The organism is Nocardioides caldifontis (assembly GCF_008087345.1).
GTDB classification, from domain to species: Bacteria; Actinomycetota; Actinomycetes; order Propionibacteriales; family Nocardioidaceae; genus Marmoricola_A; species Marmoricola_A caldifontis.
The window spans coordinates 447022-465137 of sequence record NZ_ML701735.1; the positions used below are offsets into that span (position 1 = coordinate 447022).

18 protein-coding genes are annotated in these 18116 nt (G+C 71.8%); 6 read left to right on the top strand and 12 right to left on the bottom strand.

What is annotated here, in order from left to right; translation table 11 throughout:
* Together FIP57_RS02075 and FIP57_RS02080 are read left to right on the top strand one after the other, a co-directional pair.
* Window positions 1–1455, top strand: a complete 1455-nt coding sequence (locus tag FIP57_RS02075) for a sensor histidine kinase (protein WP_148571440.1) — start codon at window positions 1–3, stop codon at window positions 1453–1455.
* Complete coding sequence (locus FIP57_RS02080) at window positions 1452–2093, top strand: response regulator transcription factor (protein ID WP_148571442.1); 642 nt, start codon at window positions 1452–1454, stop codon at window positions 2091–2093. The genes FIP57_RS02075 and FIP57_RS02080 overlap by 4 nt, the downstream gene beginning before the upstream one ends.
* A 19-nt stretch (window positions 2094–2112) precedes the next feature.
* Here the strand turns inward: FIP57_RS02080 and FIP57_RS02085 are convergent, their stop codons facing one another.
* The 4 genes from FIP57_RS02085 to rplM are packed head-to-tail and all read right to left on the bottom strand — an operon-like array spanning window position 2113 to window position 5481.
* A complete protein-coding gene (locus FIP57_RS02085; RefSeq protein WP_148571444.1) occupies window positions 2113–3111 on the bottom strand; it encodes a GNAT family N-acetyltransferase in 999 nt (332 codons plus the stop codon).
* Between the two features lie 12 nt (window positions 3112–3123).
* On the bottom strand, window positions 3124–4482 hold the full coding sequence (gene glmM, locus FIP57_RS02090) for a phosphoglucosamine mutase (protein WP_148571446.1): 1359 nt from the start codon (window positions 4480–4482) through the stop codon (window positions 3124–3126).
* 6 nt (window positions 4483–4488) lie between these two features.
* Window positions 4489–4998 carry a 30S ribosomal protein S9 gene (gene rpsI, locus FIP57_RS02095; protein WP_148571448.1) on the bottom strand — a complete coding sequence of 170 codons (510 nt, stop codon included), beginning with the start codon at window positions 4996–4998 and terminating at the stop codon, window positions 4489–4491.
* A gap of 39 nt (window positions 4999–5037) precedes the next feature.
* Window positions 5038–5481 carry a 50S ribosomal protein L13 gene (gene rplM, locus FIP57_RS02100; RefSeq protein ID WP_148571450.1) on the bottom strand — a complete coding sequence of 148 codons (444 nt, stop codon included), beginning with the start codon at window positions 5479–5481 and terminating at the stop codon, window positions 5038–5040.
* Window positions 5482–5736: 255 nt separating this feature from the next.
* On the opposite strand from rplM, the gene FIP57_RS02105 reads away from it, so the two are divergent.
* Both FIP57_RS02105 and FIP57_RS23025 read left to right on the top strand, forming a co-directional pair.
* Complete coding sequence (locus tag FIP57_RS02105) at window positions 5737–7053, top strand: citrate synthase (protein ID WP_148571453.1); 1317 nt, start codon at window positions 5737–5739, stop codon at window positions 7051–7053.
* A 63-nt stretch (window positions 7054–7116) separates the two neighbouring features.
* Window positions 7117–7272: a hypothetical protein gene (locus tag FIP57_RS23025; protein WP_162529655.1), complete on the top strand. Its 156-nt coding sequence runs from the start codon at window positions 7117–7119 to the stop codon at window positions 7270–7272.
* Between the two features lie 127 nt (window positions 7273–7399).
* Here FIP57_RS23025 and FIP57_RS02110 read toward each other — a convergent pair whose 3' ends face one another.
* The gene (locus FIP57_RS02110; RefSeq protein WP_148571455.1) at window positions 7400–9094 is read right to left on the bottom strand and encodes an ABC-F family ATP-binding cassette domain-containing protein; all 1695 of its coding nucleotides are present in this window, start codon (window positions 9092–9094) and stop codon (window positions 7400–7402) included.
* A 73-nt stretch (window positions 9095–9167) separates the two neighbouring features.
* On the opposite strand from FIP57_RS02110, the gene FIP57_RS02115 reads away from it, so the two are divergent.
* Window positions 9168–9749 (top strand): NYN domain-containing protein, encoded by a 582-nt coding sequence (locus FIP57_RS02115; RefSeq protein ID WP_148571458.1) that lies wholly within the window; start codon window positions 9168–9170, stop codon window positions 9747–9749.
* 17 nt (window positions 9750–9766) lie between these two features.
* Here FIP57_RS02115 and ppdK read toward each other — a convergent pair whose 3' ends face one another.
* The 4 genes from ppdK to truA are packed head-to-tail and all read right to left on the bottom strand — an operon-like array spanning window position 9767 to window position 15026.
* Window positions 9767–12463 (bottom strand): pyruvate, phosphate dikinase, encoded by a 2697-nt coding sequence (gene ppdK / locus FIP57_RS02120; protein ID WP_148571460.1) that lies wholly within the window; start codon window positions 12461–12463, stop codon window positions 9767–9769.
* Window positions 12464–12511: 48 nt separating this feature from the next.
* Complete coding sequence (mgrA, locus tag FIP57_RS02125) at window positions 12512–13549, bottom strand: L-glyceraldehyde 3-phosphate reductase (protein ID WP_148571463.1); 1038 nt, start codon at window positions 13547–13549, stop codon at window positions 12512–12514.
* A 9-nt stretch (window positions 13550–13558) separates the two neighbouring features.
* Window positions 13559–14161 (bottom strand): class I SAM-dependent methyltransferase, encoded by a 603-nt coding sequence (locus FIP57_RS02130; protein WP_148571465.1) that lies wholly within the window; start codon window positions 14159–14161, stop codon window positions 13559–13561.
* Complete coding sequence (gene truA, locus FIP57_RS02135) at window positions 14154–15026, bottom strand: tRNA pseudouridine(38-40) synthase TruA (RefSeq protein ID WP_238993214.1); 873 nt, start codon at window positions 15024–15026, stop codon at window positions 14154–14156. Before truA ends, FIP57_RS02130 begins: the two co-directional genes overlap by 8 nt.
* A 25-nt stretch (window positions 15027–15051) precedes the next feature.
* Between truA and FIP57_RS02140 the strand changes: the two genes are divergently transcribed.
* Window positions 15052–15636 (top strand): YczE/YyaS/YitT family protein, encoded by a 585-nt coding sequence (locus tag FIP57_RS02140; protein WP_148571468.1) that lies wholly within the window; start codon window positions 15052–15054, stop codon window positions 15634–15636.
* 87 nt (window positions 15637–15723) lie between these two features.
* On the opposite strand, the gene rplQ is transcribed toward FIP57_RS02140, so the two are convergent.
* From rplQ to rpsD, 3 genes are all read right to left on the bottom strand, one after another.
* Complete coding sequence (rplQ, locus tag FIP57_RS02145; protein ID WP_148571470.1) at window positions 15724–16341, bottom strand: 50S ribosomal protein L17; 618 nt, start codon at window positions 16339–16341, stop codon at window positions 15724–15726.
* A gap of 50 nt (window positions 16342–16391) precedes the next feature.
* Entirely contained in the window at window positions 16392–17405 is a 1014-nt protein-coding gene (locus FIP57_RS02150) for a DNA-directed RNA polymerase subunit alpha (RefSeq protein WP_148571472.1), read from the bottom strand.
* Window positions 17406–17498: 93 nt separating this feature from the next.
* Window positions 17499–18107 (bottom strand): 30S ribosomal protein S4, encoded by a 609-nt coding sequence (gene rpsD, locus FIP57_RS02155; protein WP_148571474.1) that lies wholly within the window; start codon window positions 18105–18107, stop codon window positions 17499–17501.
* Window positions 18108–18116: the final 9 nt, after the last annotated feature.

The following is an 18116-nucleotide window of genomic DNA, read 5'->3' on the forward strand; positions in this document are numbered from 1 at the left end:
ATGACGGGCGCCGAACTCCGCGGTGTCGCGGTCACCGCCGCTGTGGTGACCGCGGTGGCGGGTGTGGCGGTTTTCTGGCTCGCGGTCCGGCTGCCGGTCCTCGGCGTCGCCGACCCGGCCGGGTCGGCGGCCGCGGCCCCCTTCGTCGTGGGCATGGTGCTGCTCAGCGGCACCGGAGCACTTCTGGTGCGCCAGGACGCGAGGTCGGTGATCGGCTGGTTGCTGGTGACGACCGGGACCTCGGGGGTCTTGGCGCGGCTGACGTTCGCCCTGGCGGTGCTCGCACACGACCGTGGTCACGAATGGGCGAGCGTGCTCGGCTGGCTCACGAACTGGTCCTGGCTGCCGATGCAGGTCCTGGCGATGCTGCTGGTCCTGCGCTTCCCCGACGGGCGGCTCCCCCACCCGCGGTGGCGGCCTCTCCAGTGGGTCGTCATCGCCTGGGGCTCGGCGGCGTTCCTGGTCACCGCGCTCCTCCCCGGGGCGCTGGGTGCCGAGCAGCTGGAGCCTCTCGAGAACCCGGTAGGCGCTGCCGGCGCGGGCGACCAGCTCGAGCTGGCACTCACTGTCCTGTTCGCCGCACAGCCGGCGCTGGCGCTGGCCGTGGTGGCGGCACCGATCGTGCGGTGGCGCAAGGCGGCGCGGGAGTCCAGGCAGCAGCTGGCCACGGTCGCCGCCGCCCTGCTGCTCGTCGCTGGAACCGCTCCCCTGGCACTCGCCTGGGAGGCCGCGGAGGTGCTCGAAGGGCTCGCGTGGCTCGTGCTCCCGGTGAGCATCACCTATGCCGTGGCCCGGCACCGGTTGTGGGACCTCGACACCCGACGCCGGCTCGACCGGCTGCGGGCCGTGCGCGAGGACGAGCGTGCCCGGCTGCAGCGCGACCTCCACGACTCCCTCGGACCCATGCTCGGCGCGATCGCGATGCGTGCGGAGGCGGCTCGCAACCTCGTCGCTGCCGGTGCACCCCCCGCCGACGTCGACCGCCTCCTGGCGACCATCGGTACGGCCACCGAGGACGCGGTCACCGAGGTGCGCCGGTTCCTCGAGGAGCTGGGCCCGTCGGCGTTGGCGGAGACCGACCTGGTCACCGCTCTCGAAGAGGTCGTCATGGAGTATTCAGCCGGTGGGCTCCCGGTGCGGCTCTCGGTCCCGGCAGAGCTGCCGGCGCTCGATCCGGCGGCCGAGAGCGCGTTGTACCGCGTGGCAGTGGAGGCGGTCCGCAACGTCCATCGCCACGCACGTGCGCGGAGCTGTCACCTCGTGCTCCGGGTGGAAGGGGCCGACGTGGTGCTGGACGTGATCGACGACGGCATCGGCCTTCGGGGTCGACCCGCCGGTGTGGGGCGACGTGCCATGGCCGATCGCGTGGCGGCACTCGGCGGGGTGCTGGCTCTCCAGGAGGGGAAGGACGGCGGCGTCCACCTCACCGCCCGGCTCACGGGGGCGGCTGGATGACGGTGCGGGTGATCATCGCGGACGACCATCCGGTGTTCCTGGAAGGGCTCCGCGTCCTGCTGGCCTCGACTGCGGGGCTCGACGTCGTCGGCGCGGCCGAGGACGGAGCAGCGCTGCTCGACCTCACCGAGCGCATCCCGTGCGACGTCGTGGTCGTCGACCTGGACATGCCGGGGGTCGACGGCGCCGCCGCCACCCACCAGATCGCGCAGCGCCACCCGCAGGTGGCCGTGCTCGTGCTCACGATGCACGACGACGACGAGTCGGTGCATCGCGCCCTCCGCGCGGGAGCACGCGGATACGTGCTGAAGGGCGCCGCTCAGGGCGCCATCGTGCGCGCCATCGAAGCACTCGCGGAGGGAGCCACCGTCCTGCACGGGACGATCGGTGGCAAGGTGCTGCAGGCCGCGACGGAGCGCCGACCGAGCGCCGCCTTCCCGACCCTCAGCACCCGGGAGATGGAGGTGCTCGAGCTCGTCGCCCGTGGCCTGGCGAACCCGGCGATCGCCGAGCGGCTGTTCCTCACCGTCAAGACCGTGCAGAACCGGGTGAGCGACCTGCTCGCCAAGACCGGCAGCAGCAGTCGTGCCGAGCTGGTCGCCCGCGCCCGCGATGCCGGGCTCGGCGGCACGCCCTGAGCCAGGTCGGGCGGAGGACTCAGGCCAGCCGCTTCTGCATCTCCGCCAGCCGAGCGGTCGGGCGGAACCCGAGCAGGGCGTTGACCCGGATCATGTGCTCGTTGACCTCGGCGTTGTAGGTGATCACGCGCTCGAGGTCGGGCTCGAGCTCCCGCAGCCGCAGCAGGTTGGCGACCTTGACCGCGGTGCCGAGGCCGTGGCCGCGGTGCTCCCGGGCTACGAGGGTGCCCTGCTGGTAGGCCCGCCCCGGGTCGTGCCGGGGGACGTCGAGCTCGCTGAACGCGACGACGTCGCCGCGGGGGTCCAGCGCGAGCGTCCGGATCCTCGTGCGCCCGCTCTCGCGCAGCTGCTGCTCCTCCACGCGCACCCGCTCCTCGTCGAAGAGCTCGGCCTCCTGCTCGAGGTCGCCCGTCGGTGCCTCGGTGACGAGGGTGCCCGCGAGCCGGCAGTACGACGGCAGGACGTCGGCCCAGAGCTCGCCCGTGGTCGTCACGAGCTCGTACGGCGCGCGCACAGGGCCCAGGGCCTCCAGCCGGTCGGGGTCCACGGGGAGGTCGAGGGTCTGCTGCACGTCGCCGAGCGCGTGGTCGAAGCCGTGCCGGCGCAGGAGCTCCACACCCGCGTCGCCCGCACCCGTCGGGCCGAGCTCGTAGGCGTGGTCGGTGGTGGAGGTGAGCACCCGCCGACCGCGCTCGACGGCGAGCCGCTCGAGGTGCGCGAGCATCGCGGTGGCGTGGCCGCGGCGCCGGTGCTCGGGGTGGCTGTGCACCAGCAGCGAGGCGACCTCGAGGTTGTCCATCAGCGGCAGCCGCAACCCGCCGGTGGCGACCACGACGCCGTCCTCGAGGAGCGCGAGGCTGACCAGCTCGGCGGCCACCGCGGGGGCCCGCACCTGGGCGCGGACCTCTTCGAACATCCACGGGACCGCGAACGGGCGCTCGTGACGCTCGGCGGCGAGGTAGACGTCGTGCCAGGCGCGCAGCGCCGCGTCGTCGTGCGGGTCGACCTCGACGATCAAGGGCGCACCCTCTCAGAGCGCGAGCCGCTCGCGGACCACGCCCGCGAGCCGCTCGGCGACCTCACGGGCCCGGTCGTGGCTCTCGGCCTCGACCATCACGCGCACCAGCGGCTCGGTGCCGGAGGGGCGGAGCAGCACGCGGCCGGAGCCGGCGAGCGCAGCCTCCTCCGCGGCGACCGCCGAGGCGAGCGCGTCGTCGTCGGTGCGCGCCTTGTCGACGTCGGGCACGTTGACCAGCACCTGCGGGAGCCGGGTCATCACCGAGGCGAGCGACCCGAGCCCCTGGCCGGTCTCGACCATCCGGCTCAGCAGCATCAGCGCGGTGAGCGTGCCGTCCCCGGTGGTGGCGTGGTCACTGAGGATCACGTGGCCGGACTGCTCGCCGCCGAGGGTGTAGCCGTGGGCGTTCATCGCCTCGAGGACGTAGCGGTCCCCCACCTTGGTCTGCTCGACCCGGATCCCGGCCCGCTCCATCGCCTGGAGGAAGCCGAGGTTGCTCATCACGGTCGCGACGACGGTGTCGTGCACCAGCCGGCCGCGGTCACGGAGCGTGAGCGCGAGGATCGACAGGATCTGGTCGCCGTCGACGACGTCGCCGTCGGCGTCCACCGCCAGGCACCGGTCGGCGTCACCGTCCAGCGCGAAGCCGGCGTCGGCGCCGTGCTCGAGCACCGCGCGCTGCAGCGGCTCGAGGTGGGTGGAGCCGCAGCCGTCGTTGATGTTGTGGCCGTCCGGCGCGGCGTTGATCGCGACGACCTCCGCGCCGGCGGTCCGGAGCGCGGCGGGGGCGGAGGCGAACGCGGCGCCGTGGGCGCAGTCGACGACGACCTTGAGCCCCTCCAGCCCGGTGGGCAGGGTCCCGACCAGGTGGGCGATGTACTCGTGGATCCCCTGGTAGTACGTCGAGATCCGCCCGATCGCGGCGCCCGTCGGCCGCTGCCAGGGCTCGCGGAGCCGGCTCTCGATCGTCGCCTCGACGTCGTCGGCGAGCTTGACCCCGCCGCGGGCCAGGAACTTGATGCCGTTGTCCGGCATCGCGTTGTGGCTCGCAGAGATCACCACGCCGAGGTCGACGTCGAGCCCGGAGGTGAGGTGGGCGACGCCGGGCGTGGGCAGCACGCCGACCCGGAGGACGTCGACGCCCGCCGACGCCAGCCCGGCGCACACCGCGGCCTCCAGGAACTCGCCGGAGAGCCGGGTGTCGCGGCCGACGACGGCGCGCGGACGATGCCCCTCGAACGCGCCCGCCTCGCCCAGGATGTGGGCGGCGGCGACGGAGAGGTCCAGGGCCAGCTCAGCGGTGAGCAGCCCGTTGGCGAGCCCCCGGACACCATCGGTGCCGAAGACCCGCCCGCCGGTGGACGAGGCCACCGACCGTCAGCGCTTGCTGTACTGCGGCGCCTTGCGGGCCTTCTTCAGACCGGCCTTCTTGCGCTCGATGACGCGCGCGTCGCGGGTCAGCAGCCCGGCCTTCTTCAGCGAGGGGCGGTTCGCCTCGACGTCGACCGCGTTGAGCGCGCGGGCCACGCCGAGCCGCAGCGCGCCGGCTTGGCCGGTGATGCCGCCGCCGTGGATGCGGGCGATGACGTCGAACCGGCCGACGAGGTCGGTGGTGACGAACGGCTCGTTCACGACCTGCTGGTGCAGCTTGTTCGGGAAGTACGAGTCGAGGGTGCGGCCGTTGACCGTCCACTGACCGGTGCCCGGGACGAGGCGGACGCGGGCGACGGCCTCCTTGCGGCGGCCGGTGGCCGACGCCGGGGCGATCGTCGCGGGACGAGCGGGAGCGTCCGCAGAGGCGGCGCTCTCGGAGGTGTAGGCGACGCCCTGCTCGTCGACCTGGTAGGTCTCCTCGACGTCCTGCTGCTCGGTGGTCGTGTCAGTCACGAAACGGTTCCTCGATCGGTCTGCTGCTGGGCGGGTGGCTTACTGGGAGATCTGGGTGATCTCGAACGGCTTGGCCTTCTGGGCCTGGTGCGGGTGCTCCGGGCCGCCGTACACCTTGAGCTTCTTCAGCATCTGGCGACCGAGGCGGTTCTTCGGGAGCATCCCCCACACGGCCTTCTCGATGGCCTTGCGCGGGTCCTTCTCGAGCAGGTCGCCGAAGGCGGTGGCGGTCAGGCCGCCCGGGTAGCCCGAGTGGCGGTAGGCGAGCTTGCTGACCCGCTTGTTGCCCGAGAGGGCGACCTTCTGGGCGTTGACGATGATGACGAAGTCACCACCGTCGACGTGCGGCGCGAACGTCGGCTTGTGCTTGCCGCGCAGGAGGTTCGCCGTCTGCACCGCCAGCCGGCCGAGGACCACGTCGGTCGCGTCGATGACGTGCCACTCACGCTGGATGTCAGCGGGCTTCGGGCTGTACGTACGCACTTCACTGCCTCTTCGTCGAAGTTCGGGGTTGTCGCCGGGCCGCTCCGGACCACCGGCGCGACGTCAGCGGGCCACGCCGGACGCACGGGTGAGCACCCGGGGATCGTCTGGGGGCAGCCGCGACCGTCAAGACTACCGGGGCGCCGCGAGAGGGTCAAAACGGCCCCGGCAAGGGGCGGTTTCTCACCGTTTCCTCAAGGGGACTAGGTTGGCGGGAAGCCCGAGCCGATCCACCAAGATCTCCCAGGAGCCGACGTGCCCGACCAGGCCCAGCAGCAGACCCCCAGCGAGTCCCTCACCGTACTGGACAACCGCACCGGTCAGAAGTACGACCTGCCCATCACCGACGGGACGATCCGCGCCGGCGACCTGGTGCAGATCAAGGCCTCCGAGGAAGCCCCCGGGCTGGCGGTCTACGACCCCGGCTTCACCAACACGGCCTCGTGCCGCAGCGCCGTCACCTACATCGACGGCGAGAAGGGGATCCTGGAGTACCGCGGCTACCCGATCGAGCAGCTGGCCGAGAAGTCGACCTTCCTCGAGGTCGCCTACCTGCTGATCCACGGCGAGCTCCCCACCCGCGAGCAGTACGACGCCTGGGTGCACGAGATCACGTACCACACGTTCGTGCACGAGAACGTCAAGAGCTTCATGCACGGCTTCCGCTACGACTCGCACCCCATGGGGATGCTGATGGCCTCGGTGGGGGCGCTGTCGACGTTCTACCCGGACGCGAGCAACATCAAGGACCCCGACAACCGGCACATCCAGATCGTCCGGATGATCGCCAAGATGCCGACCCTCGGCGCCTGGTCGTTCCGCCACGCGCAGGGCAAGCCGTTCGTCTACCCCGACAACGACCTGTCCTACACCGCGAACTTCCTGTCGATGCTCTTCAAGATGAGCGAGCACCGGTTCGAGGCCGACGAGCGGCTCGCGAAGGCGCTCGACGTGCTGTTCATCCTCCACGCCGACCACGAGCAGAACGCCTCGGCCAACGCGGTCCGGGCCGTCGGCTCGACCCAGGTAGACCCCTACTCCGCGGTCGCCGCCGGCATCGGCGCGCTCTACGGCCCGCTGCACGGCGGCGCCAACGAGGCGGTGCTCCGCATGCTGCGCCGCATCGGCACCAAGGAGAACATCCCCGACTTCATCAAGGGCGTGAAGGACGGCAACGAGCGGCTGATGGGGTTCGGCCACCGGGTCTACAAGAACTACGACCCGCGGGCGAAGATCATCAAGAAGGCCTGCGACGACGTCTTCGAGGTCACCGGTGTCAACCCGCTGCTCGAGATCGCGCTGGAGCTGGAGAAGATCGCGCTCGAGGACGAGTACTTCGTCAAGCGCAAGCTCTACCCCAACGTCGACTTCTACTCGGGGCTGATCTACGAGGCGCTCTCGTTCCCGCCGGAGATGTTCACCGTGCTGTTCGCGATCGGCCGTACGCCGGGGTGGCTGGCGCAGTGGTCGGAGCTCGTGCAGGACAAGGAGCAGAAGATCGCCCGACCGAAGCAGATCTACACCGGCGCGCACCAGCTCGACTTCACCGCGCGCGAGGAGCGCTGGGCCTGACCGGCCCGGACCGGTGGGCCGGTCCGGTGTATCAGGGAAGGGCCGCACGGCTCCTTCCCTGGCATGAACAGCCCGCATCCTCTCGGTGCCTGGGTGGAGCGCACCCAGCGCTCCGCTCGCCGCCGCCCGACCCGCAAGTTCCTCGACGACGACGAGTTCGCCGTCCGCCGCTCCCGCGGCCGCTCGGTCATCGTCCCGCGCCAGCGCCGCGGCGACTGACCGTCCCGAGCCGGTCGCAGGGCGGCGGTGGGTGCCTCCCAGGGCCCGTGCCACGCGGGGGGCGTGCACGGGGCCGCTCCTGCTGCCCTGCGGCCTTCCCGTCCGGTCCGTCCGCCGTCCCCGCTGGTCAGCGGACCCGCTCGACCCGCCCCTCGTCCCAGACCGGCTCGGTCGACTCGTAGACCGAGCCGTCCGCGCCGTAGACGAGGAACCGGTCGAAGCCGCGGGCGAACCACCGGTCGTGGGTGACCGCGACGACGGTCCCCTCGAACGCCTCGAGCCCCTCCTCCAGCGCCTCGGCGGACTCCACGTCGAGGTTGTCGGTGGGCTCGTCGAGGAGGAGCAGCGTCGCCCCCGACAGCTCGAGCAGGAGGATCTGGAACCTCGCCTGCTGGCCGCCGGAGAGCGACTCGAACCGCTGCTCGGCGGCGTGCGCGAGCTCGTAGCGGTCGAGCGCCCGTGACGCCTGCTCCCGCGGCATCCCGTCGCGGTGCGCGTCGCCACGGTGCAGCACCTCGAGCAGCGTCCGGCCGGCCAGCTCCGGGTGAGCGTGGGTCTGGACGAACCAGCCGGGCCGCACGCGGGCCCCGAGCCGCGCGCGGCCCGTGTGCCGGACCGGCTCGACGGCCAGCTCCCCCACCGGCCGGTGCTCCACGTCGGGGTCCGACCCGCCCGCGGCGAGCAGCCGGAGGAAGTGCGACTTCCCTGAGCCGTTGGAGCCCAGGACGGCCACCCGCTCGCCGTACCAGACCTCGAGGTCGAACGGCTTCATCAGCCCGGTCAGCTCGAGCTGCTCGCAGACGACCGCCCGCTTGCCGGTGCGGCCGCCCTTGAGCCGCATCCGCACCTGCTGCTCACGCGGCTGACCTGTCGGCGGACCGGCCTCCTCGAACTTCCGCAGCCGGGTCTGCGCTGCCTTGTACTGCGAGGCCAGGCCGTCGTTGTAGGCAGCCTTGATCTTGTAGCGCTGCACCAGCGCCTTCAGCTTCTCGTGCTCCTCGTCCCAGCGGCGGCGCAGCTCCTCGAACCGGGCGAACCGGTCGCGCCGCGCCTGATGGTAGGAGGCGAAGCCGCCCGGGTGGGTCCAGACGGTGTTGCCGGCCGCACCCAGCTCCACGGTGACGACGCGGGTCGCGGTGTTGGCGAGCAGCTCGCGGTCGTGGCTGACGTAGAGGATCGTCTTTGGCGACTCGCGGACCCGGCGCTCCAGCCACTGCTTGCCGGGGACGTCGAGGAAGTTGTCCGGCTCGTCGAGGAGGAGCACCTCGTCGGGGCCGTCGAGGAGGAACTCCAGGACCAGCCGCTTCTGCTCGCCCCCGGACAGCGTGGCCAGGTCGCGGTACTTCACCCGCTCGTACGGCGCCCCGAGGGCCGCGGTGCACACCACGTCCCAGGTGACCTCGAGGTCGTAGCCGCCGGCGTCGCCCCACTCGGCCAGCGCGGCGGCGTACCGCATCTGGGTGGCCTCGTCGTCGGTCTCCATCAGCGCCAGCTCGCACCGCTCGACCTCCGTCGCGGCGGCGCGGGCGCGCGGCGGCGACACCGACAGCAGCAGCTCGTGGACGGTGGTCGGAGCTCTCCCGTTGGTCGAGCCCGTCGAGACCATCTGGCGCATGACGCCGAGCCCGCCGGAGCGGGTCACCGTGCCGGCGTGCGGGGCGAGCTCGCCGGTGACGATGCGCAGCAGGGTGGTCTTGCCGGCGCCGTTGGCGCCGACCAGGGCGACCTTCGCGCCCTCCCCGACCCGGAACGAGACGTCGTCGAGGAGCACCCGGCCGTCCGGGAGCTCGTACCGCACGTTCGCGACGTCCACGTGGCCCACGAGGGGTCATCCTCCATCTCGCCCTGCCCGCAGGTCGAACGCATTTCCCTCCCGCCGGGACTAGTCTCCGAGGATGGACGGGGAACACGCACTGACGTCACCGCGCACGACGTACGTCCTCGTCGACGGCGAGAACATCGACGCCACCCTCGGCGGCTCGATCCTCGGCCGTCGCCCGCGGTCGGAGGAGCGGCCGCGCTGGGACCGGCTCCTGCAGTTCGTCCAGGAGGCCTGGGGGCAGCCGGTCACCGGGCTGTTCTACCTCGCCGCCAACAACGAGCTGCCGATGGCGTTCGTCCAGGCACTGCTGGCGCTGGACTACCGGCCGATCCCGCTGTCGGGGGCACCGCACGAGAAGGTCGTCGACATCGCGATCCAGCGGACCCTCACCGAGCTCGCCCGCCGCGACGCCGACGTGATGCTGGTCAGCAACGACGGCGACTTCATCACCGAGGTCGGCACGCTCCTGGACGACGAGGATCGGCGGGTCGGGGTCGTCGGGTTCGTCGAGTTCCGCAACCACGGCTTCACCGAGCTCATCGAGCGGGGGCTCGAGCCGTTCGACCTCGAGTACGACGTCCGCGCCTTCAAGGAGCGGCTGCCGCGGGTCCGGATCATCCCCATCGACGAGTTCGACCCGACCGCCTTCCTCTGACGGCCGGGCCTCCCCCGTCAGTCGGCCTTGGCGGCTGCCGCGGCCCGCCCGGCCTCGAGGCGGGCGACCGGCACGCGGAACGGCGAGCAGGAGACGTAGTCCAGCCCGACCTCCTCGAAGAAGTGGATCGAGTCCGGGTCTCCCCCGTGCTCGCCGCACACACCGAGGTGCAGGTCGGGCCGGGTGCGGCGGCCACGCTCGGCCGCGACCCGCACCAACGCACCGACCCCCTGGCGGTCGAGGGTCTCGAAAGGAGACACCCCGAAGATCCCCTTCTCGAGGTACGTCGAGAAGAACGCCGCCTCGACGTCGTCGCGCGAGAACCCCCACGTCATCTGGGTGAGGTCGTTGGTGCCGAACGAGAAGAACTCCGCCGACTCCGCGATCTCGTCCGCGGTCATCGCGGCCCTCGGCAGCTCGATCATCGTGCCGACCTTGAAGGGGATCTTCACCCCCTGCTCGTCCTCGACGGCGCCGGCCACCTCGACCACGTCGGCCTTCACCAGCTCCAGCTCCTGCACGGTCGCGACCAGCGGGATCATGATCTCCGGGCACGGGTCGCCGCCGGCCTTGATCCGCGCGGCCGCCGCCTCGAGGATCGCGCGGGCCTGCATCGTGAAGAGCCCCGGGATGACCACGCCGAGCCGGACGCCGCGGAGCCCGAGCATCGGGTTCTCCTCGTGCATCCGGCGGACCGCGGCGAGCAGCCGCACGTCGCGCTTGCTGGGCTTGCCGGCCGCCTCGGCGACCGCCACCTTCATCGACAGCTCGGTGAAGCCGGGGAGGAACTCGTGCAGCGGCGGGTCGATCAGCCGGATCGTCACCGGCAGCCCGTCCATCGCCTCGAGGATCTCCTCGAAGTCCTGACGCTGCAGCGGGAGCAGGGCGGAGAGCGCCGCCTCCTGCTCCTCGTCGGAGTCGGCCAGGATCAGCCGCTCGACGAGCTCCCGGCGGTCGCCGAGGAACATGTGCTCGGTGCGGCACAGCCCGATCCCCTGGGCGCCGAACCGGCGGGAGCGCGCGGCGTCACCGGGGGTGTCCGCGTTGGCCCGTACGCCGAGCCGGCGCGCGGCGTCGGCGTGCTCCATGATCCTGGCGACCGCGGCGACCAGCTCGTCGTCCGCGGCGTCCTCGTCCCCCTCGAACCAGCGGACCACCTTGGAGTCGATCACCGGCACGTCGCCGAGGAAGACCTCGCCGGTGGTGCCGTCGATCGAGATGACGTCGCCCTCGTGGACCTCGGTGCCGTCCGGGGTGCGGAACTCCCCGACCCGGACGTCGACGTCGAGGTCGTCGGCGCCGCAGACGCAGGTGCGCCCCATCCCGCGGGCGACCACGGCGGCGTGGCTGGTCTTGCCGCCGCGGGAGGTGAGGATCCCGGCGGCGACCACCATGCCGTGCAAGTCGTCGGGGTTGGTCTCGCGGCGGACCAGGATCACCTGCTCGCCGCGCTCGGCCCACTCGACGGCGGTCGCCGAGTCGAAGACGGCCTTGCCGACGGCCGCGCCCGGGGAGGCGTTCATCCCCTTGGCCAGCAGCTTCCGCTCGGCCTTCGGGTCGAACTGCGGGAACATCAGCTGCGCGAGCTGGGCACCGGTGACGCGCTCGAGGGCCTCGTCCATGGTGATCAGCCCCTGGTCGGCGAGCTGCACCGCGATCCGGAACGCCGCGGCCGGCGTACGCTTCCCGACCCGGGTCTGGAGCATCCACAGCTTGCCGCGCTCGACGGTGAACTCGATGTCGCAGAGGTCGCGGTAGTGCTCCTCGAGCCGCTGCATGATCTCCATCAGCTCGTCGTACGACTTCTTGTCGAGCTTCTCCAGTTCCGCCAGCGGGACGGTGTTGCGGATGCCCGCGACGACGTCCTCGCCCTGCGCGTTCTGCAGGTAGTCGCCGTAGACGCCCTGGGCGCCGGAGGCCGGGTCACGGGTGAAGGCGACCCCCGTCCCGGAGTCCATGCCGCAGTTGCCGAACACCATCGAGCAGACGTTGACCGCGGTGCCGAGGTCGCCGGGGATCCGCTCCTGCCGGCGGTAGAGGACGGCGCGCTCGGTGTTCCAGGAGTCGAAGACCGCGGCGACCGCCTGGTCGAGCTGCGCGCGGGGGTCCTGCGGGAACGGTTCGCCGCACTGCTCCTCGATGATCCCCTTGTAGGTCTCGACCAGTGCACGCAGCCGCTCGGCGTCGAGGTCGAGGTCGCTCTCCGCTCCGACCTCCTCCTTCAGCCCGTCGAGGGCGCCCTCGAACAGCTCACCGTCGATGCCGAGGACGGTCTTGCCGAACATCGCCAGCAGCCGACGGTAGGAGTCCCAGGCGAAGCGCTCGTCGCCGGCCTGCTTGGCCAGGCCTTCGACGGAGCGGTCGTTGAGCCCGACGTTGAGGACGGTCTCCATCATCCCGGGCATCGAGAACTTCGCGCCCGAGCGCACCGAGACCAGCAGCGGGTCGTCCGGCTCGCCGAGCTTCCGCCCCATCGCCTGCTCGAGGGCCTCGAGGTGCTCGGTGACCTCCTCCTCGAGCCCTTCCGGCATGGTGCCGGGCTGCCCCTCACCCGCGGACCCGAGGTACGCCCGGCACGCCTCCGTGCTGATGGTGAAACCAGGGGGGACCGGGAGCCCCATGTTGCTCATCTCGGCGAGGTTCGCCCCCTTGCCGCCGAGCAGGTCCTTCTGGTCCTTGCTGCCCTCGGAGAAGTCGTAGACGTACTTGGTCATGGGGTCATCTTGTACCCACCGCACCTTGGCGCGTCAGGTACTCCTACCTCAGTCCGTCGTCTGCCTCGCCCAGAGGTTGATCCCGGAGTCCACGGCGTGCTGGTCGATGTCCGCCAGCTCGCTGTCGGTGAAGGCCGGCCCGTCGAGCGCGTCGAGGTTCATGTCGAGCTGCTCGACCGACGAGGCCCCGATCACCACCGAGGTCATGCGCGGGTCGCGCAGCGCCCACTGCAGCGCCATCTGGGCGAGCTTCTGGCCGCGGGACCGCGCGATCTCGTTCAGCGCCCGGACGTTCGACAGCACCTGCTCCGACAGGTGCTCCTTCGGGAGCGTGCTGCCCTCGCGCGCCGCCCGCGAGTCCTCCGGGACGCCGCCGAGGTAGCGGTCGGTGAGCAGCCCCTGGGCGAGCGCGGTGAAGGCGATGCACCCCATCCCCTCGTCCTCGAGGGTGTCGAGGAGCTCCTCCTCGATCCACCGGTTGAGCATCGAGTACGACGGCTGGTGGATCAGCAGCGGGGTGCCGAGGTCGCGGGCGATGCGGGCGGCCTCGGCGGTCCTCTTCGCGGAGTACGACGACAGCCCGACGTACGTCGCCTTGCCGCTGCGGACCACGTGGTCGAGCGCCGTCATCGTCTCCTCCAGCGGCGTCTCCGGGTCGGCGCGGTGGTGGTAGTAGATGTCGACGAAGTCGAGCCCCATCCGCCGCAGCGACTGGTCGAGCGAGGCGAGCATGTGCTTGCGGGAGCCGCCGCCGTAGCCGTACGGGCCGGGCCACATGTCCCACCCGGCCTTGGTGGAGATCACCAGCTGGTCGCGGAGCCCGGCGAAGTCCTCGCGGAGGTACCTCCCGAAGTTCTCCTCCGCCCGGCCGTACGGCGGTCCGTAGTTGTTCGCGAGGTCGAAGTGGGTGATCCCGCGGTCGAACGCGCGCCGCAGGATGCTCCGCTGCACCTCCTCGGGGCGGTCGTCGCCGAAGTTCTGCCACAGACCGAGGGAGATCACCGGGAGCTTCAGGCCGCTCCGACCGCAGAAGCGGTACTCCATCGACTCGTAGCGGTCGGGGGCGGGCGTGTACGACGCAGGCATGGCTCCTCCTTACCCCACCGCCCGGCTTTCCAGCACCCGGAATCCCTTGGCGCTCGCCAGCCGTGTCGTCGGCCAGCCCTCGTCGGTCAGCCACCGCTGCAGCGAGTCGGCGCCGAGGTTCTTCCCGACCACCATGACCGCGCGGCCCCCGGGGGCCAGCCGGGGCAGCCAGGTGCGCAGCAGCGTGTGCAGCGCCTCCTTGCCGATCCGGATCGGCGGGTTCGACCAGAGCTCGGCGAAGCGCAGCCCGTCCGGCACGGCCCCGGGCAAGGCCGTGCGGACGCGGTCGTCGACCCCGTGGGCGGCGGCGTTCTCGGCGGCGAGCAGCAGGGCCCGCTCGTTGACGTCGACCGCCCAGACCTCGGCCGCCGGGCACTCCAGCGCGAGCGCGGTCGCCAGCACGCCGTAGCCGCAGCCGAGGTCGAGCAGCGGCCCGTCGGTCACCGGCGGCTCGGTCTCCCGGAACAGGACCGCGGTCCCCGGGTCGAGCCGCCCCTGGGAGAAGACGCCCGAGCCCGAGACGAGCTCCAGGGAACGCCCCCAGACCTCCGCCCGCAGCGGCAGCCGCTTGAACGGCACCGAGGGGTCGGCGGTGAAGTAGTGCTCATCCACCGCTCGGCCCGCCTGCCACCGTCCGGGTCCGCCGGGTCTCGCCCGCCCGCGCGGCCACCTCGTCGTCCGGCGGGTACGCGACCTGCTCGAGGGTCAGCCCGTGCGGCGGCACGACGAGCACCGCGGGGTCGCGCACGCCGGCGTGGAGGACCTCGGCCGGCCACCCCGTCGTACGACGTCCCTCGCCGACGGCGAGCATCGACCCGACCAGCGCGCGGACCATGTTGTGGCAGAACGCGTCGGCGCGCACCGTCGCCTGCGCGACGCCTTCCGGCGAGCGGTCCCAGCGGAGCTCGAGCAGGGTGCGGACGGTGGTCGCCCCCTCGCGCCGCCGGCAGTACGCCGCGAAGTCGTGCTCGCCGAGGAGGGCGGAGGCGGCGTCGTTCATCGCCGCGTCGTCGAGGGGGCGAGACCAGGTCAGGACGTGACCCCGGACCAGCGGGTCCACGGCCTCCGGCCGGTCGGCGACGCGGTAGACGTACCGCCGCCACAGCGGCGAGAACCGGGCGTCGAACCCCTCCGGCGCCCTCGTGGCGCGCCGGATCCGCACGTCGCCGTCCAGGACGCCGTTGAGCCGCCGCAGGAGCACCTGCTCGGGCGGGTCGGCGCTGCGGCCGGCGCCCTGCACGAGCCGCTCCTCGTCGACGTCGAGGTGGACGACCTGGCCCCGGGCGTGCACGCCGGTGTCCGTCCGGCCGGCACAGGTCACCGGCACCGCGTCGACGCGGAGGACGGTCGCCAGGGCGCGCTCGAGCTCGCCCTGGACCGTGCGGAGCCCCGGCTGCGCGGCCCACCCGTGGAACCCGGTCCCGTCGTACGACAGGTCGAGCCGCAGGCGGGTGCAGGGCGGCTCGGTGCGGGACACGGCGCCCATCGTAGGGTCGCTCACCGTGACCCCCCGACGGCTCGTCCAGCTCGTCCTCGGCTGCGCCGTGCTCGGCGTCGGGGTGGCGCTGCTGCTGACCCCCGCGCTCGGCTCGGACGGCTTCTCCACGATCGTCACCGGGGTCGCCGAGGCGAGCGGGATGGCGTTCGTCCTGGCCAACGCCATCGTCGCCGCGACGTTCGTCGGCGTGGCCTGGCTCCGCGGCCTCCGCCCGGGCGTCGGGACGCTCACGCAGATCGTCGTCGTCGGCGCGGTCGCGGACGTCGGGCTCCGGCTCCTCGACGAGCCTGACGCGCTCTGGCTCCGCATCCTGATGGTGCTGGTGGCGTTCCCGGTGCTCGCGACCGGGATCGCGCTGTACCTCGGCACCCACCTCGGCGCCGGCCCCGCCGAGGCCCCGGCCCTCGCCTGGGACCCGCCGGTGCCCTTCAGGTGGAGCTACAGCGTCGTCCAGGGCGGCGGCGCGCTGGCCGGCTGGGCGCTCGGCGCCCCGATCGGCCCGGGGACGGTGGCCGTGATCCTGCTCCTCGGCCCCGTCGTCGACCTCACCGCCCGGCTCCTTCGCCTGGACATCGCGCAGTCCCCCTGACGGGTCGGCATGACGAGAGGCCCGCACCCTGACGGGTGACGGGCCTCTCGGTGGTGCGGGTCGACCGGCGTGCCGGTCGGGCGGAGGTCAGGCCTTGTCGGCGTCCTCGCCGGCCTCGCCGGCCTCGGCAGCGTCGTCGGCGGTGCCAGTCTCCTCGGCGGGGGCGTCCTCGGCCGCGGCCTCGGTGGCGTCACCCTCCTCGGCGACCTCGTCCGCGGCGACCTGCTCGACGAGCACGTCCTCCGCGGTGGTGTCCTCGGCGACCTCCTCCTCGACGACCGGCGCGGCCGGCGTCTCGGTGGCAGCGGCCGCGGGGCGGTCCGCCTTCGAGCGCTGCTTGGGCTGGTACGGCTCGGTCACCAGCTCGATGACCGCCATGGGGGCGTTGTCGCCCTTGCGCGGACCGATCTTGGTGATCCGGGTGTAGCCGCCCGGACGCTCGGCGAACTGCGGCGCGATCTCGGTGAAGAGGGTGTGCACGACACCCTTGTCACGGATCGTGCGCAGGACGAGGCGACGGTTGTGCAGGTCGCCCTTCTTCGCCTTGGTGATCAGCCGCTCCGCGACGGGGCGCAGCATGCGCGCCTTCGCCTCGGTGGTGGTGATCCGCCCGTGCTCGAACAGCGACGTCGCCAGGTTGCTGAGGATCAGCCGCTGGTGGGCCGGGCTGCCGCCGAGGCGGGCGCCCTTCTTGGGGGTAGGCATTCTGCTTCTCGTTCCTCCCGGGCCGTGTCAGGTACCCGGGTAGTGGGTGATCAGTACTGCTCGTCCTCGACGAACGAGTCGTCGTCGTCGTCGTACGCCGCGAGGGCCAGCGACGGGTCGAAGCCCGGCGCGCTGTCCTTGAGCGACAGCCCCATCTCGTGGAGCTTCAGCTTGACCTCGTCGATCGACTTGGCGCCGAAGTTCCGGATGTCGAGCAGGTCCTGCTCCGAGCGGCTGATGAGCTCACCCACGGTGTGGATGCCCTCGCGCTTGAGGCAGTTGTACGAGCGGACGGTGAGGTTGAGGTCCTCCACCGGCAGCGCCAGGTCGGCGGCGAGCTGCTCGTCGACCGGGGACGGACCGATGTCGATGCCCTCGGCCTCGACGTTGAGCTCGCGGGCCAGCCCGAACAGCTCGACCAGGGTCTTGCCGGCCGAGGCGAGGGCGTCACGCGGCTTCATCGAGCGCTTGGTCTCGACGTCGATGATCAGCTTGTCGAAGTCGGTGCGCTGCTCGACTCGGGTGGCCTCGACCTTGTAGGTCACCTTGAGGACCGGGCTGTAGATCGAGTCGACCGGCATCCGGCCGATCTCGTTGTCCGCGCCCTTGTTCTGCGCCGCGGAGACGTAGCCGCGGCCGCGCTCGACGACCAGCTCCATCTCGAGGCGACCGGTCTCGTTGAGGGTGGCGATCCGCAGGTCGGGGGTGTGCACCTCGACGCCGGCCGGGGGCGCGATGTCGGCGCCGGTGACCTCACCGGGGCCCTGCTTGCGCAGGTACATCGTGACCGGCTCGTCGTGCTCGGAGGAGACGACCAGGTCCTTGAGGTTCAGGATGATCTCGGTGACGTCCTCCTTGACGCCCTCGATCGTCGAGAACTCGTGGAGGACACCGTCGATCTTGATGCTGGTGACCGACGCACCGGGGATCGACGAGAGGAGGGTACGGCGGAGGGAGTTGCCGAGGGTGTAGCCGAAGCCCGGCTCCAGCGGCTCGATGACGAACCGGGAGCGGAAGTCGTCGACGACCTCCTCGGAGAGGGTGGGGCGCTGTGCGATGAGCACTGTGTGTTCCTTCCCGGGACCGACCGCTATTTGAGGGTCCCGACCATGGGGGTGGTGAGACCGGTGGCCGCGGCTGCGACCACCGGTCGGCAATCACTTCTTCGAGTAGAACTCGACGATGAGCTGCTCCTGGACCGGGATCTCGATCTGGGCCCGGACGGGGAGCTGGTGGATCAGGATGCGCATCCGGCTCGGGACGACGTCCATCCAGCCGGGGACGACGCGCTCGCCGAAGGTCTCGCGGGCCACGATGAACGGCGTCATCTCCAGCGACTTCTCGCGGACGTCGATGACGTCGTACTGCGAGACCTGGAAGGACGGGATGTTCACCTTCTGGCCGTTGACCAGGAAGTGGCCGTGGGTGACCAGCTGGCGAGCGTGGCGACGCGTGCGGGCGAACCCGGCGCGGTAGACCACGTTGTCCAGCCGGCACTCGAGGAGCTGGAGCAGGTTGTCACCGGTCTTGCCGGGACGCCGCGACGCCTCCTTGTAGTACCGCGCGAACTGCTTCTCGAGGATCCCGTAGGTGTAACGGGCCTTCTGCTTCTCGCGGAGCTGGAGCAGGTACTCCGACTCCTTGCTCCGGCCGCGGCCGTGCTGGCCGGGCGGGAAGGGGCGGCGCTCGAACGCCATGTCGCCACCGACGAGGTCAACACCCAGTCGACGCGACTTCTTGGTCATGGGGCCGGTGTAGCGGGCCATGGTTCAAAG